Origin of the sequence: Streptomyces sp. NBC_00878, from assembly GCF_026341515.1 — a bacterium.
In the GTDB taxonomy this organism is placed as follows: domain Bacteria; phylum Actinomycetota; class Actinomycetes; order Streptomycetales; family Streptomycetaceae; genus Streptomyces.
Map to the genome: position 1 here is coordinate 8,848,198 of NZ_JAPEOK010000001.1, position 24,666 is coordinate 8,872,863.

19 protein-coding genes are annotated in these 24,666 nt (G+C 69.9%); 7 read left to right on the forward strand and 12 right to left on the reverse strand.

Features of this window, described 5'->3' with window-relative positions:
* Nucleotides 1-9 precede the first annotated feature (9 nt).
* Nucleotides 10-219, reverse strand: coding sequence for a hypothetical protein (locus OHA11_RS38395; protein WP_266504300.1), 210 nt, complete (start codon nucleotides 217-219; stop codon nucleotides 10-12).
* Here OHA11_RS38395 and OHA11_RS38400 point away from each other — a divergent pair.
* Nucleotides 208-648 (forward strand): hypothetical protein, encoded by a 441-nt coding sequence (locus OHA11_RS38400; protein ID WP_266504302.1) that lies wholly within the window; start codon nucleotides 208-210, stop codon nucleotides 646-648. The genes OHA11_RS38395 and OHA11_RS38400 overlap by 12 nt on opposite strands.
* Nucleotides 649-750: 102 nt before the next feature.
* Here the strand turns inward: OHA11_RS38400 and OHA11_RS38405 are convergent, their stop codons facing one another.
* Nucleotides 751-2,499 carry a S8 family peptidase gene (locus OHA11_RS38405; protein WP_266504304.1) on the reverse strand — a complete coding sequence of 583 codons (1,749 nt, stop codon included), beginning with the start codon at nucleotides 2,497-2,499 and terminating at the stop codon, nucleotides 751-753.
* A 396-nt stretch (nucleotides 2,500-2,895) separates the two neighbouring features.
* Between OHA11_RS38405 and OHA11_RS38410 the strand changes: the two genes are divergently transcribed.
* Complete coding sequence (locus OHA11_RS38410; RefSeq protein WP_266504306.1) at nucleotides 2,896-3,744, forward strand: SMP-30/gluconolactonase/LRE family protein; 849 nt, start codon at nucleotides 2,896-2,898, stop codon at nucleotides 3,742-3,744.
* An 87-nt stretch (nucleotides 3,745-3,831) separates the two neighbouring features.
* Here OHA11_RS38410 and OHA11_RS38415 read toward each other — a convergent pair whose 3' ends face one another.
* From OHA11_RS38415 to OHA11_RS38450, 8 genes are all read right to left on the reverse strand, one after another.
* The gene (locus tag OHA11_RS38415; RefSeq protein ID WP_266504309.1) at nucleotides 3,832-4,938 is read right to left on the reverse strand and encodes a PAC2 family protein; all 1,107 of its coding nucleotides are present in this window, start codon (nucleotides 4,936-4,938) and stop codon (nucleotides 3,832-3,834) included.
* Nucleotides 4,939-5,190: 252 nt separating this feature from the next.
* Complete coding sequence (locus tag OHA11_RS38420) at nucleotides 5,191-5,862, reverse strand: FadR/GntR family transcriptional regulator (protein WP_266504311.1); 672 nt, start codon at nucleotides 5,860-5,862, stop codon at nucleotides 5,191-5,193.
* 98 nt (nucleotides 5,863-5,960) lie between these two features.
* Nucleotides 5,961-6,134 carry a hypothetical protein gene (locus OHA11_RS38425; protein ID WP_266504314.1) on the reverse strand — a complete coding sequence of 58 codons (174 nt, stop codon included), beginning with the start codon at nucleotides 6,132-6,134 and terminating at the stop codon, nucleotides 5,961-5,963.
* A complete protein-coding gene (locus tag OHA11_RS38430) occupies nucleotides 6,131-6,883 on the reverse strand; it encodes a nucleoside phosphorylase (protein WP_266504317.1) in 753 nt (250 codons plus the stop codon). Before OHA11_RS38430 ends, OHA11_RS38425 begins: the two co-directional genes overlap by 4 nt.
* 184 nt (nucleotides 6,884-7,067) lie before the next feature.
* Nucleotides 7,068-8,693 carry a glycerol-3-phosphate dehydrogenase/oxidase gene (locus OHA11_RS38435; protein WP_266504320.1) on the reverse strand — a complete coding sequence of 542 codons (1,626 nt, stop codon included), beginning with the start codon at nucleotides 8,691-8,693 and terminating at the stop codon, nucleotides 7,068-7,070.
* 12 nt (nucleotides 8,694-8,705) lie between these two features.
* Nucleotides 8,706-10,268 carry a glycerol kinase GlpK gene (gene glpK / locus OHA11_RS38440; protein ID WP_266504323.1) on the reverse strand — a complete coding sequence of 521 codons (1,563 nt, stop codon included), beginning with the start codon at nucleotides 10,266-10,268 and terminating at the stop codon, nucleotides 8,706-8,708.
* A 115-nt stretch (nucleotides 10,269-10,383) separates the two neighbouring features.
* The gene (locus tag OHA11_RS38445) at nucleotides 10,384-11,172 is read right to left on the reverse strand and encodes an MIP/aquaporin family protein (protein WP_266504326.1); all 789 of its coding nucleotides are present in this window, start codon (nucleotides 11,170-11,172) and stop codon (nucleotides 10,384-10,386) included.
* A gap of 409 nt (nucleotides 11,173-11,581) precedes the next feature.
* Nucleotides 11,582-12,346 (reverse strand): IclR family transcriptional regulator, encoded by a 765-nt coding sequence (locus tag OHA11_RS38450; RefSeq protein WP_266504328.1) that lies wholly within the window; start codon nucleotides 12,344-12,346, stop codon nucleotides 11,582-11,584.
* A gap of 307 nt (nucleotides 12,347-12,653) precedes the next feature.
* Here OHA11_RS38450 and metH point away from each other — a divergent pair, with 307 nt between their 5' ends.
* The 3 genes from metH (at nucleotide 12,654) to OHA11_RS38465 (ending at nucleotide 19,221) form a co-directional block, all read left to right on the forward strand.
* A complete protein-coding gene (metH, locus tag OHA11_RS38455) occupies nucleotides 12,654-16,181 on the forward strand; it encodes a methionine synthase (protein ID WP_266504331.1) in 3,528 nt (1,175 codons plus the stop codon).
* Nucleotides 16,182-16,483: 302 nt separating this feature from the next.
* Nucleotides 16,484-17,185 (forward strand): HAD family phosphatase, encoded by a 702-nt coding sequence (locus tag OHA11_RS38460; RefSeq protein WP_266504333.1) that lies wholly within the window; start codon nucleotides 16,484-16,486, stop codon nucleotides 17,183-17,185.
* 431 nt (nucleotides 17,186-17,616) lie between these two features.
* Nucleotides 17,617-19,221 (forward strand): ABC transporter substrate-binding protein, encoded by a 1,605-nt coding sequence (locus OHA11_RS38465; RefSeq protein WP_266504334.1) that lies wholly within the window; start codon nucleotides 17,617-17,619, stop codon nucleotides 19,219-19,221.
* Between the two features lie 164 nt (nucleotides 19,222-19,385).
* On the opposite strand, the gene OHA11_RS38470 is transcribed toward OHA11_RS38465, so the two are convergent.
* Complete coding sequence (locus OHA11_RS38470; protein WP_266504335.1) at nucleotides 19,386-20,057, reverse strand: response regulator transcription factor; 672 nt, start codon at nucleotides 20,055-20,057, stop codon at nucleotides 19,386-19,388.
* 141 nt (nucleotides 20,058-20,198) lie between these two features.
* Nucleotides 20,199-21,083, reverse strand: a complete 885-nt coding sequence (locus tag OHA11_RS38475; protein ID WP_266507747.1) for a RecB family exonuclease — start codon at nucleotides 21,081-21,083, stop codon at nucleotides 20,199-20,201.
* 863 nt (nucleotides 21,084-21,946) lie between these two features.
* Between OHA11_RS38475 and OHA11_RS38480 the strand changes: the two genes are divergently transcribed.
* Both OHA11_RS38480 and OHA11_RS38485 read left to right on the forward strand, forming a co-directional pair.
* Nucleotides 21,947-23,575, forward strand: a complete 1,629-nt coding sequence (locus tag OHA11_RS38480) for a site-2 protease family protein (RefSeq protein WP_266504338.1) — start codon at nucleotides 21,947-21,949, stop codon at nucleotides 23,573-23,575.
* Between the two features lie 61 nt (nucleotides 23,576-23,636).
* Nucleotides 23,637-24,539, forward strand: coding sequence for a tRNA (adenine-N1)-methyltransferase (locus OHA11_RS38485; protein WP_266504341.1), 903 nt, complete (start codon nucleotides 23,637-23,639; stop codon nucleotides 24,537-24,539).
* Nucleotides 24,540-24,666: the final 127 nt, after the last annotated feature.

A 24,666-nucleotide genomic window follows, 5' to 3' on the forward strand; every position in this document is an offset into this window, starting at 1 on the left:
CGTTCGGTGCTACTTGTTCACGATGACGGCCTGGAGCGTGTTGCTCGTGGAGTCGTAGATCCCGATGACCTGCTGGCCGAAGGCGAAAGCCTCCTGGACCTCGTCGTGCGTCACCTGGTTCGGGTTGACCAGCGGGCGCCAGCCCTGGTTGATGTACAGGTAGAGGATCGACGGCTGGCCCGGGAGCGGTGTGACGACGTCCCAGAAGTGCTCGGCCACACCGCTCGTCAGCGCCGCGGCCTCGACCGCGCTGCGCACGATCAGCGGCTGGCCCTGGCCTTGCTGTTGCTGCTGCCCGCCGAGCTGCTGAAGCAACTGCTGGAACGGCTGCTGCTGGCCGAGCTGCTGAAGCTGCTGGTGCAGGTGCTGAGGAACCTGCTGCTGCGGGTGCTGGGGAATCTGCTGCTGACCGATGCCCTGCTGGCCGTACGGCTGCTGCATCTGCTGGCCGAAGGGCTGCTGTTGCTGCTGCCCGAACGGGATCTGCTGGCCGAAGCCCTGCTGCTGACCCTGCCCGTGCTGCTGCGGGGGCGCCGTGCTCGCGCCCTGCTGCTGAACTTGCCGGCCCTGCTGCTGTTCCAGTTGGCTCATCTGCGGGGTGGTGCTCATGCGGGTGCCACCTTCCCTCAATCGTTGAGCGATGGTTGATTCGTTGATCGTTGAGCGATGGTCGGTTCTTGCGCGACCGTCGGGTTTTGGGGACGGTCAGTTCTTGTGGGCCGGGCGGTTCTTGTGGGACGGGCGATCGCGTCAGCCCGTGACGACCAGGCCGACGATCTCGTCGTCCGAGAACCAGACACGTACGTCGGGCCGTCCGCCCGCGAAGGCGGAGTGCACCGCCTGGCGGATCTCGGCGGACGGGTGGTTCAGGTTCCGCCAGCCGCCGGCCACGAACAGCCGGAGCCTGGGCGGGAGTTCACGCGGATACGGCAGCAACTCGTCCCAGTACCGCTCGGCCTGGCCCGAGCCGACCGCCTCCGGCAGCAGATGGGCGACCGCCGCCTTGATGTCGGGCCGGTTGCCGATCCGCTGCGACGCGGGCCGGCCCGGTGCGTCCTGCTGCGGGGAGCCCGTGGCCCGCAGCACCTCGCGCGCCCGCTCCGGGAACATCGGCTCCTGGCCCGCCGTCCTGAGCATGCCCTGCAAGGCGGCCAGAGCGCCGACCACCACCGGGGAGGCGGACGAGGTCCCGGAGAACGTGTCGGTGAACCAGGCGATCTCCTCGGCGCCGCCCTGCAGATCGCCGGGCTTGTCCCAGAAGCCGCCGGTCGTGGTGACCTCACGGCCCCAGCCCTGCGCGTCCACCCGCGCCCCGTAGTCGGAGAACGCCAGCCGCGAGCGGTCCGGGCCGTGGTCGCGGCCGTGGGTGCCGGGCGGCGGCGCGCCCGCGCCGACCACGATCGCGCCGGAGGACCGGTTGGACGGGTTGAAGGGGTTGCGCCACCACTCGGGGAACTCGTCGGGCCGGCGCTCGTACACCGCGTCGTCGAGGGACTCCCCGCCGTTGCCCGCGGCCTCCACCACGAGGACACCCTTGGCGGTGGCGTACCGGATGGCCGCAAAGTCGTCCGGCCACCATTCCAGCGCGATGTAGCCGCGCTGGTCGTCGCGCGTCTGGAAGTCGAACCGCGGTCCCGGGCGGTGCAGTTCGATCAGGATGATGTCCCCGGCGCTCAGCCGGTCGGCCGCCGCGTGGATCGCGGCAGCGGTGCCGATGCCGTGGAAGGACGCGGCCGCGGTCACGGTGTCCGGCACGATGCCGGTGATCCCGTACTCATTGCGGTCGCCGCCGATCACACCGATGACGGCGGTACCGTGGTTGCGCCAGGCGAGGTCCTGGATCGGGGTGCCGACCACGACACCCGCCAGTTTCGCGGCCAGGTCCTCGTGACCGAGCTGCCAGGCGCCCTCCACGTCGATCACGGTGACGCCCTGGCCGGACCCGCCGGGCCGCTGCCAGGCCCAGTACGCGTCCACGCCCTCGGGCGCGGGGCGCAAGTAGCCCTGACGGCTGGTGAAGTCGGGTGTGACAGGGGCGCCTTCCTTGCGCCGCCGGCTCTCGTCGGTGCTGTGTCCGACGGACCCCACCGAGGCCGGTACGGCACCCGGCTTCACATAGGCGGTGGCGATCTCGGGCAGTGCCGCGATCCGCGAACGCAGCTCCTGCGCCCGGCTCTCGACGCCGCGCACCCGGTAGAAGAGCCCGAGATCGGGCAGTGTCCCGTCGCCCGAGGCCGGGGGCGGCGCCGCCGACTGCAGTCGCTCCTCGCTGCCGAACAGCGGTTGCAGGGCGAGCTGTTCGTCGCTGAGGAACATGTTCAGTGCCGACACGTCGGCGCCGGCCGCCGAACGGACTCCGTCGGCCTCGGCGCGCAGCCGGGCCTCGGGCCGTGCGACGACGATCAGTTCCTGCTCGGCTCCTCGGTAGGTGAATCCCGCTCCGTCAGGCCCTGGCCCGGACGCTCCCGGGCCCTGCGCCGGCTGTACCTGGTCGGTCATCGCGTGCCGCTCCCTTCCGTCCGGTCGTGTCCTTCGGGGCACACCTTGCTCCTCCCCGACCGACTCGTCCACCCCCGAGTTGGCCAACTGAGTTTGAGTACAAGTTGAATTGGGTACCGTGTGCAATCCGTCCTGAAACAGATGTCACGCCACAATCCGGCCAAAGAATGCGGAGACGGGTGTCATGTGATGGGGTGTCAGCGTCTGTTGACCGTCGGGCCGGTCATCTGCCGGCCCTCTTGTGGAAGGACGCACAGTGGCACTCGCAGACCGTTCCTTCGCACGTCGAAGACTCCTCACCACGGCCGCCGCCCTGGGAGGAGCGGCGCTCCTCGGCGGTACGGCACACGCGGCCGAAACGCCGAAGCAGGGCCACGGAAGGGGCCGCGGCAGGGCTTGCGGAAGGGCCCGCCGACGCAGTTGTCGCTGCCGAACGGCTTCCAGCCGGAGGGCATAGCCATCGGCTCGGCCCCGTTCGCGTACTTCGGATCGCTGGCCAACGGCGACATCTACCGCGCGAGCCTCGCCACCGGGCGCGGCACCGTCATCAGCGAGGGCCCCGGCGCCGGACACCCCAGCGTGGGCCTGAAGATCGACCGGCACGGCAGGCTGTTCATCAGCGGCGGGGCCGGCGGTGATCTGCGTACCGTCGACGTCCGTACGGGGAGGATCGAGAAGACGTACGCCGTCGGCGGCTCCTTCGTGAACGACGTGATCCTCACGCCGGGCGCCGCCTGGTTCACCGACTCCTTCGCGGCTCAGCTCTACCGGCTCGCGCTCGACCGGCACGGGAGGCCCGGGGCCGTCACGACCGTGCCGCTCGGCGGCGACTGGCAGCAGGGCCCGGACTTCAGCGCCAACGGGATCGAGCGCACACCGGACGGCAGCGCGCTCCTGGTGGTGAACGTCTTCGCCGACGGCGGCTCGCTGATGCGGGTCGACCCGCGCACCGGAGCCGCCGCCGCGGTCGACCTCGGCGGCGCCAGGATCCCCAACGGCGACGGGCTGTTGCTCCTCGGCCGGACCCTCTACGTCGTCCAGCAACAGCAGAACGCGATCGACGTGTTCCGGCTGAACTCCGCCGGCACCAGGGGCACGGCGATCACCCGGATCACCGACCCGCGCTTCCGTATCCCGACGACGGCCGCGGCGTGGGGCGACCGCCTCTACCTGCCGAACGCACGCTTCGATGTCGAGCCGACGCCCGACACGGACTACGACGTGGTGGCGGTGCGTCAGGTGTGACACGCCAGGGCCTGTCTGTCAGACAGGCCCGTCTGACAGACACGCCCTGGGGGCGGTGCGCCCGACGCGCGCCGCCCCTTCGCCTGGTCAGTCCTCCGAGGAATCCGCAGAGCCGGAATCCGAGGAGTCGGCGTCCGAGTCGTCCGAGGGACCGGACGCCTCTGTCGGGTCCGACGAGTCGTCCGAGGAGCCGGAGGCGTCGTCAGTGTCGTCGGCGGCGGCGCCGTCCGTCACCTCGGCCTCCGGCCGCTGCCGCCTCGGCGGCCGGGTGCGACCGCTCGGGCTGTCCCGGAGATACGTGGCGGGATCGCCGCTCTCCGTGGCATGGCTGCCGGGCGGCGATGCCGGACCGCTCCCGTCCCGGCGGCGCAGATACCGCTCGAACTCGCGGGCGATCGCCTCGCCCGACGCCTCCGGCAGCTCGGCGGTGTCCCGGGCCTCCTCCAGCGTCTGTACGTACTCCGCGACCTCGCTGTCCTCGGCGGCCAGCTGGTCCACGCCCAGCTGCCAGGCCCGCGCGTCCTCGGGCAGCTCGCCCAGCGGGATCCGCATGTCGATGAGGTCCTCCAGGCGGTTGAGGAGGGCCAGCGTCGCCTTCGGGTTCGGTGGCTGCGAGACGTAGTGCGGCACGGCTGCCCACAGCGACACCGCCGGTACGCCCGCGTGCGTGCACGCCTCCTGGAGGATGCCGACGATGCCCGTGGGGCCCTCGTACTTGGTCTCCTCCAGGTCCATCGTGCGGGCCAGGTCCGAGTCGGACGTGACTCCGCTGACCGGGACCGGACGGGTGTGGGGGGTGTCGCCCAGCAGGGCGCCCAGGATGACGACCAGCTCGACGCCCAGTTCATGCGCGAAACCGAGCAGTTCGTTGCAGAACGAGCGCCAGCGCATCGACGGCTCGATGCCCCTCACCAGCACCAGGTCCCGCGGCTTGTCACCGCCGACCCGGACCACTGACAACCTTGTCGTCGGCCAGGTGACCTTGCGTACACCGCCGTCCAGCCACACGGTCGGGCGGTTCACCTGGAAGTCGTAGTAGTCCTCGGCGTCGAGCGCCGCGAACACCTCGCCCTTCCACTCCCTGTCCAGATGCGCGACCGCGGTCGAGGCGGCGTCGCCGGCGTCGTTCCAGCCCTCGAACGCGGCCACCATGACCGGGTCGACCAGCTCGGGAACCCCCTCGAGCTCGATCACCCAGCGCCTCCTTCCGACGTGCCCTCACGTACGCCCCAACCTTACGGCTTGCGCGGGGGGCGTCCGCAGCCCCCTCGTACGGGGGGAGTGATCGCATCACTGCCCCGTTCGCCACCTCCGAACACCCAGCAGTCATCCGAAGTCATCCGAAGCAATCCGAGCTGTCCCGGGCCAACGTCGACCGCGGGCTCGGACGTTGTTTCGAGGGGGCCGTATCTCGGACGACCGCCAGAGGTCCGATGTTCCGGGAGTTCACAACGTCGAGCGCAGCCACTGCTCCACGCTCGCGATGTGCACGGTCGCCCAGGAGCGGGCCGCCTCCGCGTCGCGGTCGCGCAGCGCGCTGAGGATCGCGCGGTGCTCGTGGAGGGTGCGGCTGACCGCGTCCTCCTGGGTCAGGCCGCGCCAGATGCGGGCGCGGGTGGTGGGACCGGACAGGCCGTCGAGGAGGGAGCAGAGCACCGAGTTGCCGGAGGACTGGACGATGCCCCGGTGGAACTCCAGGTCGCAGGCGACGAGTTCCTCCACCGAGGGCGCGTCGCCGAGCGCGTCCAACTGGGCGGTGAGCGCATTGAGTTGCTGCTCGCTGATCCGCAGTGCCGCCATCGCCGTCGCGGCCGGTTCCAGGATGCGGCGTACCGCGAGGAACTCCAGGACCGTGTCGTCGCGGTGGAAGTCCACGACGAAACTCAGCGCTTCGAGGAGGAGTTGCGGGTCCAGGCTCGTGACGTACGTGCCGTCGCCCTGCCGCACGTCCAGGATGCGGATCAGGGAGAGCGCCCGTACCGCCTCGCGCAGGGAGTTGCGGGACAGGCCCAGGTCGGCGGCGAGCTCGCTCTCCTTGGGAAGCCGGTCGCCGGGGCTCAGCGCGCCGGAGACGATCATTCCCTTGATCTTTTCGATCGCCTCGTCGGTGACTGCCATGGCGGGCCTCCCTGTCGGATCAGATGTGTCGCTCAGACATCCGATGTCTCATTATGCGGTTTCCGTCGCCCCGGAGAGCCCCGTCGTGACGATCACGATCACCCCAGGTCGGACGGTGACACGAGGGCCGCCAGGTCCGCAAGCGCCGCGGCCTCGTCGAGCGTCGTGAGCGTACGGCCGTGCGTCAGGATCCGCCCCTCCAGGACGACCGGATCGGCCCGCCGGCCCGCCTCACCCGGTCCGGATGCGGCGGACGTGGCGGACGCCGTCATCTCGCGTCCCCCTCCGCGAGCAGCCGCAGGGCTTCGAGCGCGACCACGCCGCCGCGCTCCATGCCGGTCGCGACGATGTCCCGGTGCGGGTCGTACCCGCCGGTGGCCGCCTCGTCGACGAGTTCGTCCGCGTTCACGCCGTCGATCACGAGCACGCCGCCCGCGGTCAGCCCGCGCAGCGAAGCCGTCACGTACAGCCCGGACAGCTCCATCTCGATCGCCGCGAGCCCCGCCCCGTCGTACCAGGTCAGGGGTATCAGCCCCGGCTGGAAGGCGGCCCGCGTCCACACGATGCCCCGGTGGTGCGCGGCGCCCTGCTCGCGCGCCGCCCGCTGGAGCGCGAGCACCGCCTCGGGCGCCGCCACCGCCGGATACTCGGGCGGCACCAGCTGCTGGGTCACCCCGTCGTCGCGTACGGCCGCCTCCGCTATGACCAGGTCGCCGTCCCGGATGCCGGACCGCATCGCACCCGCGGTGCCGAACCGCAGGAAGGTGTGGACCCCCGCGTCCGCCAGCTCCTGGAAGAGCAGGACCGCACCCGGCGCACCGACCCCGTGCGAGCCGACGAGCACCGGCAGCCCCTTCCAACTCCCCCTGAACACACGGTATTCGCGGTGGTGCGAGACCTCCTCGGCGCCGTCGAGCAGCGCGGCCACGAAGGCGGCGCGCGCCGGGTCGCCGACCACGACGGCGTGCGGCGGCAGCCCGGTGCGGGGGATGCGCGTGATGGGTGCCAGGTCCCGAGTCATGAGACGCCGCCAGCTGCTGACGATCCGTCAAAAGTGCTCTGCATACTGAAGATCGTACGGAGAGGGGGACCGTAGGGAGAGGGAAGACCGTGGGAAGCGGGAAGTCCGTACGCAGCGGGCGGCCCGGCACGTACGCCGAAGGGCGGCCGCCTCTCGGCAGCCGCCCTCAACTCGACGCGGACGTCTACTTGTTGTCGAGCAGGTCCTGCACCTTGGCCCGCACGTCGTCCGTCGCGAGCCCGCGGATCGTCAGCGTCGTACGGCGGCGCAGTACGTCGTCCGCGGTCTCGGCCCACTCGTTGTCACGGGCGTACACGACCTGCGCCCAGATCTCGGGAGCGTCCGGGTGGACGCGCTCGCTCAGCTCCGGGTGGTCGTCCGCGAGGCGCGCGATGTCGAAGGCCAGCGAACCGTAGTGCGTGGCCAGGTGCCTGGCGGTGTCGGCGGCCATCCGCGGACCGGGCGCCGAACCGTCGACCAGGAGCCGGTGCGCGACCGCGCGCGGGTTGGCGACCCCCGGCAGCGGCAGCTTCTTCGGCAGCTCGGAGATCGGCTCGAAGTCCTTGCCCAGCGGACGGCCCGGCAGCGACTCCAACTGCTTCATGACCGTACGGCCGATGTGCCGGAAGGTCGTCCACTTGCCGCCCGCGACGGACAGCATGCCGCCCCGGCCCTCGGTGACGACCGTCTCCCGCTTGGCCTTCGACGTGTCGCCCGGACCGCCGGGCAGCACCCGCAGCCCGGCGAAGGAGTACGCGATCAGATCGCGCGAGAGCTGCTGGTCGCGGATGGAGAACGCGGCCTCGTCCAGTATCTGGGATATGTCCTTCTCGTTGACCGCGACGTCCGCCGGGTCGCCCTCGTACTCCTCGTCGGTCGTGCCGAGCAGCAGCATGTCCTCCCAGGGGAGGGCGAAGGTGATGCGGTACTTGTCGATCGGCGTGGCCAGCGCGGCCCGCCAGGGGGCGGTGCGCTTGAGGACCAGGTGCGCGCCCTTCGACAGCCGGATGGACGGAGCCGCGTGCTCGTCCTCCATCTTCCGCAGGTGGTCGACCCACGGCCCGGTCGCGTTCAGCACGAGGCGCGCCGACACGCCGAACTCGTCACCGGAGAGCCGGTCCTTGAGCTCCGCGCCGGTCACCCGGCCCCGGGTGAAGCGCAGGCCCGTTACCTCGGCGTGGTTGAGCACGGTGGCACCGGACTCGACGGCCGCGCGGACCGTCATCAGCGCCATCCGGGAGTCGTTCATCTGGTCGTCGCCGTACACGGCCACGGCCTTGAGGTTGTCCGTACGCAGTTCGGGCACGTCCCGCGCCGCCTTCGACGGGCTCAGCAGATGCCCCACTCCGTCGCCGAACGCCGACAGTGCGGAGTAGGCGAAGACGCCCGCCCCGAGCTTCGCCGCGCCGTGCGGCCCGCCCTTGTACACGGGGAGGTAGAACGTGAGCGGATTCGCCAGGTGGGGGGCCACCTGACGGGAGACCGCACGGCGCTCGAAGTGGTTCTCCGCCACCAGCTTCACCGCGCCGGTCTGCAGATAGCGCAGACCGCCGTGGAGCAGCTTGGAGGAGGCGGAGGAGGTCGCGCCGGCGAAGTCGCCGGCGTCGACCAGGGCCACCCGCAGGCCCGACTGTGCGGCATGCCAGGCGGTGGAGATGCCCAGAATCCCGCCACCGATCACCAGGAGGTCGTATGCCGCCTTGGACAGCTGCTCCCGGGTCTCGGCGCGGCTCACCGCGTTCGAACGGAACACGGCGGAACCGTTGGCCGGACGCGTCCCAAGAGCCGGGACACTCTGCAGGGTGGTCATCGCGAATTACTCCTAGTCAGCGTCGTCTTCGAGCCAGCCCATGGTCCGCTCGACGGCCTTGAGCCAGCTCTTGTACTCACGGTCGCGGGTCTCCGCGGCCATGTTCGGGGTCCACTCGGCGGCCCTGCGCCAGTTGGCGCGCAGGTCCTCGGTGTTGGTCCAGAAGCCGACGGCGAGACCGGCGGCATAGGCGGCGCCGAGGCAGGTGGTCTCGGCGACCATCGGGCGCACCACGGGGGCGTCCAGGACGTCGGCCAGGGTCTGCATCAGCAGGTTGTTGGAGGTCATGCCGCCGTCGACCTTGAGAGCCGTGAGCTCGACGCCGGAGTCCTTCGTCATGGCGTCGCTGATCTCACGGGTCTGCCAGGCCGTGGCCTCCAGGACGGCGCGCGCGATGTGCGCCTTGGTGACGTACCGGGTCAGACCGGCGATCACACCGCGGGCGTCGGGACGCCAGTAGGGGGCGAACAGACCGGAGAAGGCCGGCACGAAGTACGCGCCGCCGTTGTCCTCGACCGACAGCGCGAGCGTCTCGATCTCGGCGGCGGACTTGATCAGACCCATCTGGTCGCGCATCCACTGGACGAGCGAGCCGGTGACGGCGATGGACCCCTCAAGGGCGTAGACCGGCTTCTGGTCGCCGATCTGGTACCCGACGGTGGTCAGCAGCCCGCTGTACGAGTTGATGAGCTTGTCACCGGTGTTCATCAGCATGAACGTGCCGGTGCCGTACGTGGACTTGGCCTCGCCCTCGGAGAAACAGGTCTGGCCGAACAGGGCCGCCTGCTGGTCGCCGAGCGCGGAGGCGACCGGGATGCCGCCGAGCAGATCGCCCAGCCTGCCACCGGTGATCTCGCCGTACACCTCGGCGGAGGAGCGGATCTCGGGCAGCATCGCCAGCGGGACACCGATGGACTCGGCGATCTTCGGGTCCCACTGCATGGTGTGCAGGTTCATCAGCATCGTGCGGGAGGCATTGGTGACGTCGGTGACGTGATGGCCGCCGTTCACACCGCCCGTCAGGTTCCAGATGACCCAGGAGTCCATGGTGCCGAAGAGGATGTCGCCGGCCTCGGCGCGCTCGCGCAGGCCCTCGACGTTGTCGAGCAGCCAGCGGGCCTTCGGACCGGCGAAGTACGAGGCGAGGGGAAGGCCCGTCTCACGGCGGAAGCGGTCCTGGCCCACGTTGCGGCCCAGTTCCTTGCAGAGCGCGTCGGTGCGGGTGTCCTGCCAGACGAGGGCGTTGTGGACGGGCTCACCGGTGTTCTTGTCCCACAGCAGCGTCGTCTCGCGCTGGTTGGTGATGCCGATGGCCTTGATGTCGTCGCGGGTGATGCCGGCCTTCTCGATGGCACTGGCGACGACTTCCTGGACGTTGGTCCAGATCTCGGTGGCGTTGTGCTCGACCCAGCCCGGCTTCGGGAAGATCTGCTCGTGCTCCTTCTGGTCCACGGAGACGATGCGTCCGTCGCGGTCGAAGACGATGCAGCGGCTGGAGGTGGTGCCCTGGTCGATGGCGGCGATGAACGGGCCGGTGCCGTGGGAATGCGTGGCGGCGGTCTGCGCGTCGGTCACGGTGTGCTCCTGAAGTCCGTGGATAAAGGGGCTGGCTTACGGCGTATTGCTCTCGGCTCCGAGTCGGCGTCCTTCCCGTACCGGACGGACGCCGACCCCGAGCGGATGAACGGCTCTAAGCAAAAGCGACGTTGTAGAGGCCTGCGGCGATCGCTCCGCCGATGAGCGGACCGACGACCGGGATCCAGGCATAGCTCCAGTCGGAACCGCCCTTGTTGGGCAGGGGCAGCAGCGCGTGCACGATACGCGGGCCGAGGTCACGGGCCGGGTTGATGGCGTACCCCGTCGGGCCACCGAGCGAGAGACCGATACTGACGACGACCAGGGCGGTGACCAGCGCGCCCAGCGTGCCGAGACCCTTGCCGCTGTCGTTCAGACCCTGCGTGAGCACCGCGAGCACCAGCACGATCGTGCCGATGATCTCCGTGGCGAGGTTCTGCCACACGACCCGGACCTCCGGACCGGTGGAGAAGATGCCGAGCACCGGGCCCGCCTTGGCCTCCCGCGCCTCCACGGACTTGATGTCCTGCGCACCCGGACCGCCCACGATCTCGCGGTCGGTGAGGTGCGCGTGGAACTGGCCGTAGTAGGCGACCCACACCAGCGCCGCACCGATCATGGCGCCGAACATCTGGCCCGACCAGTAGGTCAGGACATTGCTCCAGGCGTCGTCCTTGATGGCGATCGCGAGGGTCACGGCCGGGTTCAGATGGGCACCGGAGAGAGGCGCCGAGGTGTACACGGCGGTCAGTACCGCGAAACCCCACCCGAAGGTGATGGCGAGCCATCCGGCGTTGCGTGCCTTGGAGGCCTTCAGCGTGACGGCGGCGCAGACACCGCCGCCGAGCAGGATGAGTATGGCGGTACCGATGGTCTCGCCGATGAAGATGTCGGAGCTGGACACCCGCGACTCCTTTGTCCTTCGTCCAGGGGAAGGCGAACCCCGGGTCCCTCCGGTGGTCCGCGACCTCAGCTGAGGTTGTTACCGGCCCGTGGCGTTGCGACACTCTAACGCGTATTGCCGGTAGGTGTTCGACAATGCCGACCGATGGACGCGAGTCTCGCTCTCTCGTTACCACCTCGTCAAGGCTTCCGTTACCGAAAACGCGATCGTTACTGATGACGGTGAGGCGTCGATCCCGGAACGGCCGCGCACCGCGTGCGAGCTGGCACGTTGTGTGGCCGCCGGAACACGTCAAAAGGCCGGCACGTCGTCGACGTACCGGCCTTGTTCCGTATGGAGTCAGCTTGGAGTCCGCTGTTCTGTACATACGGGGTCCGCTGTTCTGTACGTACGGGGTCCGCCGCGAACCTCAGAACCGTCCGGCGCCCAGATCCCGGGACACCGCGCGGGCGCAGTCGCGGACCGCCGCGATCAGATCGGGACGCAGCTCGCCGTCCTTGCAGACCCGCTCCACCGCCCCGGTGACGCCCACCGCGCCGACCGGCATCCGCCGCTGGTTGTGGATGGGTGCGGCCACCGAGGCCACGCCCGTCCAGGTCTCCTCGATGTCGGCCGCGTACCCGCGCGCGCGGGTGAGGTCGAGGACGCCCTCGAACGCCGCCGCCTCGCTCGTCGTGCGGGCCGTGAACTGCTTGCGCTCGGCCTCCAGGACCTCGCTGTGCGCCACCGGGTCGTAGGCCGACAGGACCTTGCCCAGCGCCGTGGAGTGCAGCGGCTGCATGGCCCCGACCTCCAGCACCTGCCGGCTGTCGTCGGGCCGGAACACGTGGTGCACGATCAGCACGCCCTGCTGGTGCAGGACCCCGAGATAGACGCTCTCCCCGCTCGACCGGGCGAGGTCGTCCGTCCACACCAGCGCGCGCGCCCGCAGCTCGTGCACGTCGAGATACGTGGTGCCCAGGCGCAGCAGCTCGGCGCCCAGCTGGTAGCGCCCGGACGCCGGGTCCTGCTCGACGAAGCCCTCCTGCTGCAGCGTGCGCAGAATGCCGTGGGCCGTACCCTTGGCCAGGCCGAGCGACGAGGCGATGTCCGACAGGCCGAGCCGCCGCTCGCCGCCCGCGAGCAGCCGCAGCATCGCTGCCGCCCGTTCGAGCGACTGGATGTTCCGTGCCATCGCCGTCCTGCCCTCCGTCCCCTTGGACCGTCGGTCGGCGCTTCACTGCCACCGTTCGGCAATGCCGAACATTACCGGTCGTGGTCGACCTCCCGCTAATGGGTGGTCGTGATGTGTTGCAGCCGCATCGCCATCGGTGCCGCGGGTCGCGTCCCCACCACTGGTGCCGCACCGGTCCCGTACGTATTCGCCCGTCCGCCCCGTGGACTTACCTGACTCGGCGCGCCGCCGCGGGCTACCCTTGCGGCGTGCGCCTTCCATGAGAAGCGCAAAGCCGACAGCCGTCGCACTCCAGGGAGCATCTTCCATGGCCTCGTCGCCGAACCCGTCCCTCTCGTCCTCCTCCGCCTACAGCCGGACCCGAACCGACGCCCTCCGCGAGGCCCTCGCCACCCGTGTGGTGGTGGCCGATGGTGCGATGGGCACGATGCTGCAGGCGCAGGATCCGACGCTGGAGGATTTCCAGAATCTCGAGGGCTGCAACGAGATTCTGAACGTCACCCGCCCCGACATCGTGCGCTCCGTCCACGAGGAGTACTTCGCCGTCGGCGTCGACTGCGTCGAGACGAACACCTTCGGCTCGAACCACTCAGCGGCGAACGAGTACGAGATCGCCGACCGGATCTTTGAGCTGTCCGAGGCGGGCGCACGGATCGCCCGCGAGGTCGCCGACGAGTTCGGCGCCAAGGACGGTCGCCAGCGCTGGGTCCTCGGCTCGATCGGTCCGGGCACCAAGCTGCCGTCGCTCGGCCACATCGCGTACGACGTACTGCGTGACGGCTACCAGCAGAACGCCGAGGGCCTGCTCGCCGGTGGTGCGGACGCCCTGATCGTGGAGACCACGCAGGACCTGCTCCAGACCAAGTCCAGTCTGATCGGCGCGCGCCGTGCGATGGACGCCCTGGGCGTCGATGTGCCGCTGATCTGCTCGCTCGCCTTCGAGACCACGGGCGTCATGCTGCTCGGCTCGGAGATCGGTGCGGCGCTGACCGCCCTGGAGCCTCTCGGCATTGACCTGATCGGCCTGAACTGCTCGACCGGCCCGGCCGAGATGAGCGAGCACCTGCGCTATCTGGCCCGCCACTCGCGTACGCCGCTGATGTGCATGCCGAACGCGGGCCTGCCGGTGCTGACAAAGGACGGCGCGTACTTCCCGCTGACCGCGCCCGAGATGGCCGACGCGCAGGAGAACTTCGTACGCGACTACGGCCTCCAACTGGTCGGCGGCTGCTGCGGCTCGACGCCCGAGCACCTGCGCCAGGTCGTCGAGCGAGTGCGCGGCATGGAGCCGACGACGCGCGACCCGCGTCCCGAACCCGGCGCCGCCTCGCTCTACCAGACCGTCCCGTTCCGCCAGGACACCGCGTACATGGCGATCGGTGAGCGGACGAACGCCAACGGGTCGAAGAAGTTCCGTGAGGCCATGCTGGACGGCCGCTGGGACGACTGTGTGGAGATGGCCCGCGACCAGATCCGCGAGGGCGCGCACATGCTCGACCTGTGCGTCGACTACGTGGGCCGTGACGGCGTCGCGGACATGGAGGAGCTGGCCGGCCGTTTCGCGACCGCCTCCACGCTGCCCATCGTGCTGGACTCCACCGAGGTCCCGGTCATCCGGGCCGGTCTGGAGAAGCTCGGCGGGCGCGCGGTCATCAACTCGGTCAACTACGAGGACGGTGACGGCCCCGAGTCGCGGTTCGCGAAGGTCACCACGCTGGCGCAGGAGCACGGCGCCGCGCTGATCGCGCTGACCATCGACGAGGAGGGCCAGGCCCGCACCGTCGAGCACAAGGTCGCCATCGCCGAGCGGCTCATCGAGGACCTGACGACGAACTGGGGCATCCACGAGTCGGACATCCTCATCGACACGCTCACGTTCACGATCTGCACCGGTCAGGAGGAGTCCCGCAAGGACGGCATCGCGACGATCGGGGCGATCCGTGAGCTGAAGCGGCGTCATCCGGACGTGCAGACCACGCTGGGCCTGTCGAACATCTCCTTCGGCCTCAACCCGGCCGCCCGCGTCCTGCTCAACTCGGTCTTCCTGGACGAGTGCGTGAAGGCGGGTCTGGACTCGGCGATCGTGCACGCGTCGAAGATCCTGCCGATCGCGCGCTTCGACGATGAGCAGGTCCAGACGGCCCTCGACCTGATCTACGACCGGCGTGCGGAGGGCTACGACCCCCTGCAGAAGCTGATGGCGCTGTTCGAGGGCGCGACGACGAAGTCCCTGAAGGCGGGCCGGGCCGAGGAACTGGCCGCGCTGCCCCTGGACGAGCGGCTCAAGCGGCGCATCATCGACGGCGAGAAGAACGGCCTCGAACAGGACCTGAACGACGCCCTCCAGGAGCGCCCGGCCCTCGACATCGTCAACGAGACGCTCCTTGACGGAATGAAGGTCGTCGGCGAACTGTTCGGCTCCGGCCAGATGCAGCTGCCGTTCGTGCTCCAGTCGGCCGAGGTGATGAAGACCGCGGTGGCCCATCTGGAGCCGCACATGGAGAAGAGCGACGACGAGGGCAAGGGCACCATCGTGCTGGCCACCGTGCGCGGCGATGTCCACGACATCGGCAAGAACCTCGTCGACATCATCCTGTCCAACAACGGCTACACCGTCGTCAACCTCGGCATCAAGCAGCCCGTCTCCGCGATCCTGGAGGCCGCGGTCGAGCACCGTGCCGACGTCATCGGCATGTCGGGGCTGCTGGTCAAGTCCACGGTGATCATGAAGGAGAACCTGGAGGAGCTCAACCAGCGCAAGCTGGCCGCCGACTACCCCGTGATCCTCGGCGGCGCGGCCCTCACCAGGGCGTACGTTGAGCAGGACCTGCACGAGGTCTACGAGGGCGAAGTCCGCTACGCCCGGGACGCGTTCGAGGGCCTGCGCCTGATGGACTCGCTCATCGGGATCAAGCGCGGGGTGCCCGGTGCGAGCCTCCCCGAGCTGAAGCAGCGCCGGGTACGGGCCACCGCCCAGGCGGTCGTGGAGGAGCGCCCCGAGGAGGGCGCGGTCCGCTCGGACGTGTCCGTCGACAACCCGGTCCCCGAGCCGCCGTTCTGGGGCACCCGGGTCATCAAGGGCATCCAGCTCAAGGAGTACGCGTCCTGGCTGGACGAGGGCGCGCTGTTCAAGGGTCAGTGGGGCCTGAAGCAGGCGCGCACGGGTGACGGGCCCACCTATGAGGAGCTGGTGGAGACCGAGGGCCGGCCGCGGCTGCGCGGTCTGCTGGACCAGCTCCAGACCGGCAATCTGCTGGAGGCGGCCGTGGTCTACGGCTACTTCCCGTGCGTGTCCAAGGACGACGACCTGATCCTCCTGGACGAGCAGGGCAACGAACGCACCCGCTTCACCTTCCCGCGCCAGCGCCGCGGCCGTCGGCTGTGCCTGGCCGACTTCTTCCGTCCGGAGGAGTCCGGCGAGAGGGACGTGGTCGGTCTCCAGGTCGTCACGGTCGGCTCTCGGATCGGCGAGGAGACCGCCAAGCTCTTCGAGGCGAACTCCTACCGCGACTACCTCGAACTGCACGGTCTGTCCGTGCAGTTGGCCGAGGCCCTCGCCGAGTACTGGCACGCCCGCGTGCGCTCCGAACTCGGCTTCGCCGGCGAGGACCCGGCCGATGTCGAGGACATGTTCGCGCTCAAGTACCGAGGCGCCCGCTTCTCCCTCGGCTATGGCGCCTGCCCGGACCTGGAGGACCGCGCCAAGATCGCCGAGCTGCTCCAGCCCGAGCGGATCGGCGTACAGCTCTCCGAGGAGTTCCAGCTCCACCCGGAACAGTCCACGGACGCCATCGTCATCCACCACCCGGAGGCGAAGTACTTCAACGCGCGCTGAGGGCGGGTTCCCCGCGTTTCAGGGGGCACGCCTCCCGAGGCGCGGGGCTGTGACAATTCGCGGCCTCCCCCACTCTCGGCTTCTCCCTCACTCTCGGCTCCGCTCGAGCGGGGGGACCCCCATGAGCGGGGGGACCCCCACCGTGGGCGCGAGCAACCACAACGGGCCCGCGGCCGCCGACGTGCCGCGGCCCCCGTTACAGGAGGCACTTCGTCCGACAGCGACGTACACTGGTCGGTCCAGTGCAGGCCGGTTCCCCTGGAGGGAGCCGGCCTTCTCGTCCCTCACGGAGGTGCGCCTATATGACCAGCACGGTCCCCGCACTCGGTACCCATACGGCCGAGGGCTCCGCCCTCCAGGCCGTGCTCCTCGACATGGACGGCACCCTGGTGGACACGGAGGGCTTCTGGTGGGACGCCGAGGTGGAGGTGTTCGCCCGGCTCGGCCACGCCCTCGACGACTCCTGGCGCCATGTGGTGGTCGGCGGCCCGATGACCCGCAGCGCTGGCTTCCTCATCGAGGCCACCGGCGCGGACATCACCCTCGCCGAGCTCACGGTGCTGCTGAACGACGGGTTCGAGGACCGCATCAGCCGCGTTCTGCCGCTGATGCCGGGCGCCGCGAGGCTCCTCGCCGAGTTGGCCGCGCACCAGGTCCCCACAGCCCTGGTCTCCGCCTCCCACCGGCGCATCATCGACCGCGTCGTGACCTCGCTGGGCCCCCGGAATTTCGCCCTGACGATCGCGGGCGACGAGGTCGAGCGCACCAAGCCGTTCCCCGACCCGTATCTGCTGGCGGCTGCGGGACTCGGCGCGAATCCGGCGAGATGCGCGGTCATCGAGGACACCGCGACGGGTGTCGCCGCGGCCGAGGCCGCGGGCTGCCACGTGGTCGCCGTACCGTCCGTGGCGCCCATTACTCCGGCGGCCCGACGCACCGTTGTTCCGTCCCTCGAACAGGTCGACCTGTCTTTTCTACGAGGCCTGATGACGGAAAAGCGCTAATCCTTCACCCAGGGTGCACGATTGGATACCGCAAAACTCCATGGTCACGACACCGGAGTAATTCGGTCCTCTCCCACGCGTCCCGGACGGTCGAATTCCGGCGCCTCCCAACTCGGTTGAGGCTGTGACGTTTGCCACTTCACGGGGTGTCGACAGGGTGCCTCGGGTGTGTCTCGAACCCCCTTTCGGGGAGGGGTGGTGCGTCCTTGTGTCACGATTCGTGGAACGCTGCACCAATCCTTCCGCTGTCGGTTTTTCGGTGCGTCCACACCCGGCTTCGCAGCGTGATGGGAACTCAACTCCAGTCCCTGTGAACGGTCCTGCTGGTGCGGACTAATCTCATCGAGAACATCGACATAACCCCGTGGCCCGTCCGCCACACCCCCGGCCCCCCGGGTTCGCGGGATCGACAGCTCTGGAGAACTTCGAGCATGAACCGTAAGACTTTGGTGCTGCCGGCCGTGATCGGTCTGCTCGCCCCGGTCCTCGCCGCGTGCGGCGGTTCCGACAGCGGCGACAACGGCGGCGACGCCATCGTCGTCGGCACTACCGACCGGTTCACCGCCTCGAAGGAGAACCCGGCGCCGCTCGACCCGGCCTCCGCGTACGACGTCGGCACCTGGAACATCCTCCGCCAGACCGTCCAGACGCTGTTGGTCATGCCCAACGGCGGTGGCGACCCGGCGCCCGAGGCAGCCGAGGAGTGCGGCTTCACCGACTCGGGCAACGAGCGGTACGCGTGCACCCTGCGCAAGGACCTCAAGTTCTCGAACGGCGACGCGATCACCGCCGAGGACGTGAAGTTCTCCATCGACCGCGCCCTGCGGATCAAGGCCGACAGTGGGGTCTTCGCGCTGCTGTCCACCGTCGACACCGTCGAGACCAAGGGCGACCGAGAGGTGATCTTCCACCTCAATAGCGCGGACGCCACCTTCCCCTTCAAGCTGTCCACGCCGGTCGCGGGCATCGTCAACCCCGACGACTACGACAAGAACAAGCTGCGGGACGGCTTCGACGTGAGCGGCTCCGGGCCGTACACCCTCAAGGCCGAGGCCAAGAACGACGAGATCGTCAAGGCCGTCTTCACCAAGAACCCCAACTACCAGGGGACTTCGGAGCTGAAGAACGACAAGGTCGAGCTGCGTTCCTTCCAGAGCACCGACGCCATGGGCACCGCGCTCGACAAGGGCGACATCGACATGATGACCCGCACCATGTCGCCCGCGCAGATCAAGAAGCTCCAGAACGACAAGGGCACCGACATCGACCTGATCGAGCAGCCCGGTCTGGAGATCCGCTACCTCGGCTTCAACACCAACGACCCGTCGGTGAAGACGAAGGCGGTCCGTCAGGCGATGGCCCAGGTCATCAACCGCGGCGAACTCACCTCGCAGGTGTACGGCTCCGGCGCCGACCCGCTGTACTCCATGGTCCCGGCCACCGTCACCGGCCACGCCAACTCGTTCTTCAACAAGTACGGCGTCCCGAGCATCCCCAAGGCCAGGGACCTGCTGTCCGCGGCGAGCATCCCCACACCGGTGGAGCTGACGCTGCACTACACGGACGACCACTACGGCCCGGCCACCAAGGAGGAGTTCGAGCTGCTCCAGAAGCAGCTGAACGACAGCGGCCTGTTCAAGGTGAAGATCAAGGGCGAGAACTGGGCGACGTTCCGCCCGAACGAGCAGAAGGGCGAGTACGAGGTCTACGGCATGGGCTGGTTCCCGGACTTCCCCGACGCCGACAACTACCTCGCGCCGTTCCTCGACAAGGACAACACGATCGGCTCGCCGTACGCGAACCCCGAGATCCGCACCAAGCTGATCCCCGACTCCCGCCGCGAGGCCGACCGGCTCAGCGCCTCGAAGAGCATCGAGGAGATCCAGAGCATCGTCGCCGACGACGTCCCGGTGCTGCCGCTGTGGCAGGGCAAGCAGTACATCGCCGCACAGGACGACATCACCGGCGCCGAGTACGCGCTCAACTCGTCCGCGACGCTCCAGCTGTGGGAGCTCGGCCGCGGAGTCAGCAGCTGACATCGTCCGACCTCGTTCGGAATGGACACGCAGAACGGCCGCCCCCTCACAAAGGGGGCGGCCGTTTCTGTCAGAGGTCTCGAGAGGTCCTCAAGACGTTCGGTGCGAGGTCTTGGTCTTGGTCTTGGTCTTGAGATGCCCTCAGAGGCCCGGTGCGGTGGCACTCACTGCGCGCCGGGGCGCACCAGACCGCTCTCGTACGCGTACACCGCGGCCTGTACGCGGTCGCGCAGCCCCAGCTTGGTGAGGACGTGGCCCACGTGGGTCTTGACCGTCGTCTCGCTGACGAACAGATCGGCGGCGATCTCCGCGTTCGACAGCCCGCGGGCCACCAGCTTCAGCACCTCGACCTCGCGCTCGGTGAGCGTGTGGAGGGAGTCGGGCACCGGCTCGTCGCCCGAGGGCAGATGACTCGCGTACTTGTCGAGGAGCCGACGGGTGATGCTGGGCGCGAGCATGGCCTCACCGGAGGCCACCACACGGATCGCCTGCACCAGTTCGTTGGCGGGGGCGTCCTTGAGGAGGAAGCCGCTTGCGCCGGCGCGCAGCGCCTCCACGACGTACTCGTCGAGATCGAAGGTCGTCAGGACCAGCACCTTCGCCGGACCGTCCCGGCCGGGGCCGGTGATCTGCCGGGTCGCCTCGACCCCGTCCATCCGCGGCATGCGGATGTCCATCAGAACCACATCGGGCTGCAGGGCCCGTACCTGATCGAGTGCCTGGAGACCGTCGCCGGCCTCGCCGACGACCGCGATGTCCTGCTCGGCCTCCAGGATCATCCGGAAGCCGGTACGCAGCAGGGGCTGGTCGTCGACCAATAGGACGCGGATGGCCACGTAAGTCTCCTTCGTTAGTCCGGCCCCATTCTGCCCTGCTCGGCACCGCCGGACTCGGGCGCCCTCACGGGGACGACTTCGCGCCCCCGGAGCCGCCCCCTGACTCTCGGCAGAGCCCGACGCCGACTCCTACTCCGGCTCCTACTCGGGCTCCGGCTCCGCCAGGCGTACCGGCAGCGGATACGGCGGGGGAGTGCCGCCGAATTCCGGACACACGGACTGGTGGTCGCACCAGCCGCAGAGCTTGGTGGGCCGCGGTCGCCAGTCACCGGTCTCGGTGGCGAGCCGGATCGCGTCCCACAGCGAGTGCAGCTTGCGCTCGACGCGCTCCAGGTCGGCGGGCACCGGGTCGTACGTGAGGACGTCGCCGCTGCCCAGGTAGACGAGCTGGAGGCGGCGCGGGACGACCTGCTTCAGCCGCCAGACCACGAGTGCGTAGAACTTCATCTGGAACAGGGCGCCCTCCGCATACTGGGGGCGCGGGGCCTTGCCCGTCTTGTAGTCGACGATCCGCACCTCGCCGGTCGGTGCCACGTCCACTCGGTCGATGATGCCGCGCAGCTTCAGGCCCGAGTCGAGCTGGGCCTCCACGAACAGCTCACGCTCGGCCGGTTCGAGACGGGTCGGGTCCTCCAGGGTGAACCAGCGCTCGACCAGCTGCTCCGCCTCGGTGAGCCAGCGCGCCAGCCGCTCGCCCGCCGCCTTCTCGTCGGAGTCCGCGAACAGCTCGGCAAGCTCCGGCTTGGCCTGGCGCAGCCGGTCCCACTGCCCGGGGATCAGCGACTTCGCGCGCGGCGCGGTCCGCTCGGCGGCCGGCGCGTCGAAGAGCCGCTCCAGCACCGCGTGCACCAACGTGCCCCGCGTAGCCGCCTCACTCGGCTTCTCGGGCAACTTGTCGATCACCCGGAAGCGGTACAGCAACGGACACTGCATAAAGTCCCCGGCACGCGAGGGCGACAACGAGACGGGGGCCGCGGGAACCACGACGCGAGCGACCGCCGTGAGGGCGTCGGCTTGGGCGGCGATGCCTGCGACCTCGCCCGCGGGGGCGCCCGCCCGCGACCCCACGGCATCGGCCGACCGGCCGGGGGCGCCACCGGCCGGGCCCTCCGCTGCTCGGGCGGACTCGCTGTCCGCGTCCGCCGGCCCGGCTGCCGTGCGGGCGGACTGAGCTGCCCTGGCATCGGCGGACTCGCCGCCCGAGCCCGCCAGTGCGGCTGCGGTGTCGGTGGGTGAAGCCTTCACGGTGTGGGTGGGTTCGCCGTTCGTGTCCGCCGGCCCGGCTGCCGTGCTGGCGGACCGAGTCGCCCCGGCTTCGGTGGGCCGGGTCCCGGTGCCCGCCGTCTTGGCTCCCGGGCCCACAGGGCGCGCCGCCACGACTCCCTCGGGCTCGTCCTCCGTACCTACGGCCTTCGCGGCCACTAAGTTCGCGGGCTCGGCGGCCGGGCCTACCGACTGCGGCGCCACGGCCCCGGTCGGCCGGGCCGCTGGGCCGACGGGCGTCGAGGTCACGGCATCCGCCGACCCGACGTCGGTGCCCGGCGGCTCCGCCGGTGCGTCGGCGGGCTGTGGCACCGAGGCACCGGCCCGGTCGGCCGCAGCGTCGGCCGGACCCCGGGGCGCCACGTCCACGGGCTCGGCCGAGGTGCCCGTCGGCTCGCCTTGAGGGCCCGCCTGCGGGACACCGTCGGTGCTGGATTCCATGACGACAGACCTTACGGCCCGCCACTGACAGTGCGACACACGGTGACCTGCGCGCCGCGCGCCACGGCACGGGAAACAGAGGGGGTGCCGGGGCCGAACGCGACGCGACGGCCGCATACCATCGACCACAGGACCTCTCGCCGTGCATGATCGCGAGCGGGAGACGCGTCGAACGAGGGGACATCGTGGACGAGAGCGGCGGGAGCGGGCAGCCGCGATCCGGCACGGACGAGGCGGACGAGCACCGCACGGGTCAGCCGCGCCCCGGCGATCCGGCCACCTCGACGGCCCGGCCGCACTCCGACGAGGAGCCGCACGACGCCGCCACCCCGGAGAAACCCGAGCCGGAGGCCGGCACGGGAGCCGGGCACCCGGTCAGGAGCCCGGAAAACGAGGAAACCTCGGGAACCCCGAGCACCCCGGGAACCGCTAGTACTCCAGGAACCGCTGGGACTTCGGCAGACGGTCAGTCCCGAGACGAACGGGCTGACTCGCCTCCGGCCGACCTGCGGAAGGCTCCCACCCCGCCGACCACCCCCGACCCTCGGTCCGACGACCACGCGCCCCGGCAGCCCCACGACTCCCACCGCTCCGAGGCACACACCCCGCCCCCGGGACGCTCCTCCAGGCGCAAGAAGGGCTCCGCTGCCAGGCGCGGCAAGGAACCGGGCGGCGGTCTGCTCATGGGGCGCCCGTTCGGCGTCCCCGTGTACGTGGCGCCCAGCTGGTTCCTCGTCGCCGCACTCATCACCTGGGTCTTCGGCGGCCAGCTCGACCGCGTCCTGCCCGAACTCGGCATGGCCCGCTACCTCGTCTCCCTCTTCTTCGCGGTCGCCTTCTACGCCTCCGTACTCGTCCACGAACTGGCCCACACCGTCGCCGCCCTGCGCTTCGGACTGCCGGTACGTCGCATCCAGCTGCAGTTCTTCGGCGGCGTCTCGGAGATCGAGAAGGAATCCGAGACTCCCGGCCGCGAGTTCGTCCTCGCCTTCGTCGGCCCACTGCTCTCGCTGGTACTCGCCGGCCTCTTCTACCTCCCCCTGCAGATCGTCGAACCGGGCACCGTCCCCGGCGTCCTGCTGGCCGGCCTGATGATCTCGAACCTCATCGTCGCCGCGTTCAACCTGCTCCCAGGCCTGCCCCTAGACGGCGGCCGGATGCTCCGGGCCGTCGTCTGGAAGATCACCGGCAAGCCGATGAGCGGCACGATCGCCGCAGCCTGGGTCGGCCGCGCCCTCGCGATCTCCGTGCTCGTCGGACTGCCCCTGCTCACCCAGTCCGGGGCGCTCGGCACCGACGCCGAGGACATCGGCGGCATGGACACCGTCATGGACGCCCTGCTCGCCGCGATCCTGGCCGCGATCATCTGGACCGGCGCCGGGAACAGCCTCCGCATGGCCCGCCTGCGCGAACACCTGCCCGAGCTGAGGGCCCGTGCCCTCACCCGCCGCGCGGTGCCCGTGGAGACCGACACCCCGCTCTCCGAAGCGCTGCGCCGCGCCAACGACGCGGGCGCCCGCGCCCTGGTCGTGGTCGACGCCGAGGGCGAACCCCTCTCGCTCGTCCGCGAGGCCGCCATCGTCGGCGTACCGGAACACCGCCGCCCCTGGGTCGTCGTCAGCGGCCTCGCCCAGGACCTGACGGACGGCATGCGGGTCTCCGCCGAACTGGCCGGCGAGGACCTCCTCGACACCCTCCGAGCGACCCCCGCGACCGAGTACCTGGTGGTGGAGGAGTCCGGCGAGATCTATGGAGTCCTCTCGGCGGCGGACGTGGAACGCGCCTTCGTGAAGGCGATGGCCAGGCCCTCCTGAAGGCGATGGCGGGGCCCTCCTGGTGGTCGGCGGGCCCCGGTGGGACCGGTAGGCTGTTCACATGTCCGAACCGACCGGTGCCGCCCGCCGACGCGGGCCCTTCAAGGTCGGGGACCAGGTTCAGCTGACCGACCCCAAGGGCCGCCACTACACGTTCACGCTCGAAGCGGGGAAGAACTTCCACACCCACAAGGGTTCCTTCCCGCACGACGAACTGATCGGCGCTCCCGAGGGCAGCGTGGTCCGCACCACGGGGAACGTCGCCTATCTGGCGTTGCGCCCCCTGCTCCCCGACTATGTCCTGTCCATGCCCCGCGGCGCCGCCGTGGTCTACCCCAAGGACGCGGGACAGATCCTGTCCTTCGCCGACATCTTCCCCGGCGCACGCGTCGTGGAAGCCGGCGTGGGCTCCGGCTCGCTCAGCAGTTTCCTGCTGCGCGCCATCGGCGACCAGGGCATGCTGCACTCGTACGAGCGCCGCGCGGACTTCGCCGAGATCGCCCAGCAGAACGTGGAGCGCTACTTCGGCGGCCCGCACCCCGCCTGGCAGCTCACCGTCGGCGACCTCCAGGACAACCTCAGCGACACCGAGGTCGACCGCGTCATCCTCGACATGCTCGCCCCCTGGGAGTGCCTGGAGGCCGTCTCCAAGGCGCTCGTTCCCGGCGGCATCCTCTGCTGCTACGTGGCGACCACCACCCAGCTCGCGCGGACCGTCGAGTCCATCCGCGAGATCGGCTGCTTCAACGAGCCGACCGCCTGGGAGTCGATGATCCGCAACTGGCACATCGAGGGCCTGGCCGTCCGCCCCGACCACCGGATGATCGGGCACACCGGCTTCCTGCTCACCGCCCGCCGCCTTGCCGACGGCGTCGAGCCGCCCATGCGCCGCCGCCGCCCCGCCAAGGGCGCGTACGGCGACGACTACGCGGGTCCGAACGCCGACGGAGGCGTCGGCCGCTGACCGGCTCAGGCGCCGGCCGCCGTGGCGGCCCTGTGCCGCGTACAACGCTCAAGCGTCGTGGCCGAGTTCCCGGAAGCACCTAGGGAACTCGGCCACGACGTTTTTTCCCTTGTCTGTTCGCCTGACA

Excerpts from the sequence above, each read along its gene's own strand:
- OHA11_RS38405 (WP_266504304.1), bottom strand. The coding sequence starts at position 2,499 with ATGACCGACCAGGTACAGCCGGCGCAGGGCCCGGGAGCGTCCGGGCCA.
- OHA11_RS38420 (WP_266504311.1), bottom strand. The coding sequence starts at position 5,862 with ATGGCAGTCACCGACGAGGCGATCGAAAAGATCAAGGGAATGATCGTC.
- OHA11_RS38425 (WP_266504314.1), bottom strand. The coding sequence starts at position 6,134 with ATGACGGCGTCCGCCACGTCCGCCGCATCCGGACCGGGTGAGGCGGGC.
- OHA11_RS38430 (WP_266504317.1), bottom strand. The coding sequence starts at position 6,883 with ATGACTCGGGACCTGGCACCCATCACGCGCATCCCCCGCACCGGGCTG.
- OHA11_RS38435 (WP_266504320.1), bottom strand. The coding sequence starts at position 8,693 with ATGACCACCCTGCAGAGTGTCCCGGCTCTTGGGACGCGTCCGGCCAAC.
- OHA11_RS38450 (WP_266504328.1), bottom strand. The coding sequence starts at position 12,346 with ATGGCACGGAACATCCAGTCGCTCGAACGGGCGGCAGCGATGCTGCGG.
- metH (WP_266504331.1), top strand. The coding sequence starts at position 12,654 with ATGGCCTCGTCGCCGAACCCGTCCCTCTCGTCCTCCTCCGCCTACAGC.
- OHA11_RS38460 (WP_266504333.1), top strand. The coding sequence starts at position 16,484 with ATGACCAGCACGGTCCCCGCACTCGGTACCCATACGGCCGAGGGCTCC.
- OHA11_RS38465 (WP_266504334.1), top strand. The coding sequence starts at position 17,617 with ATGAACCGTAAGACTTTGGTGCTGCCGGCCGTGATCGGTCTGCTCGCC.
- OHA11_RS38485 (WP_266504341.1), top strand. The coding sequence starts at position 23,637 with ATGTCCGAACCGACCGGTGCCGCCCGCCGACGCGGGCCCTTCAAGGTC.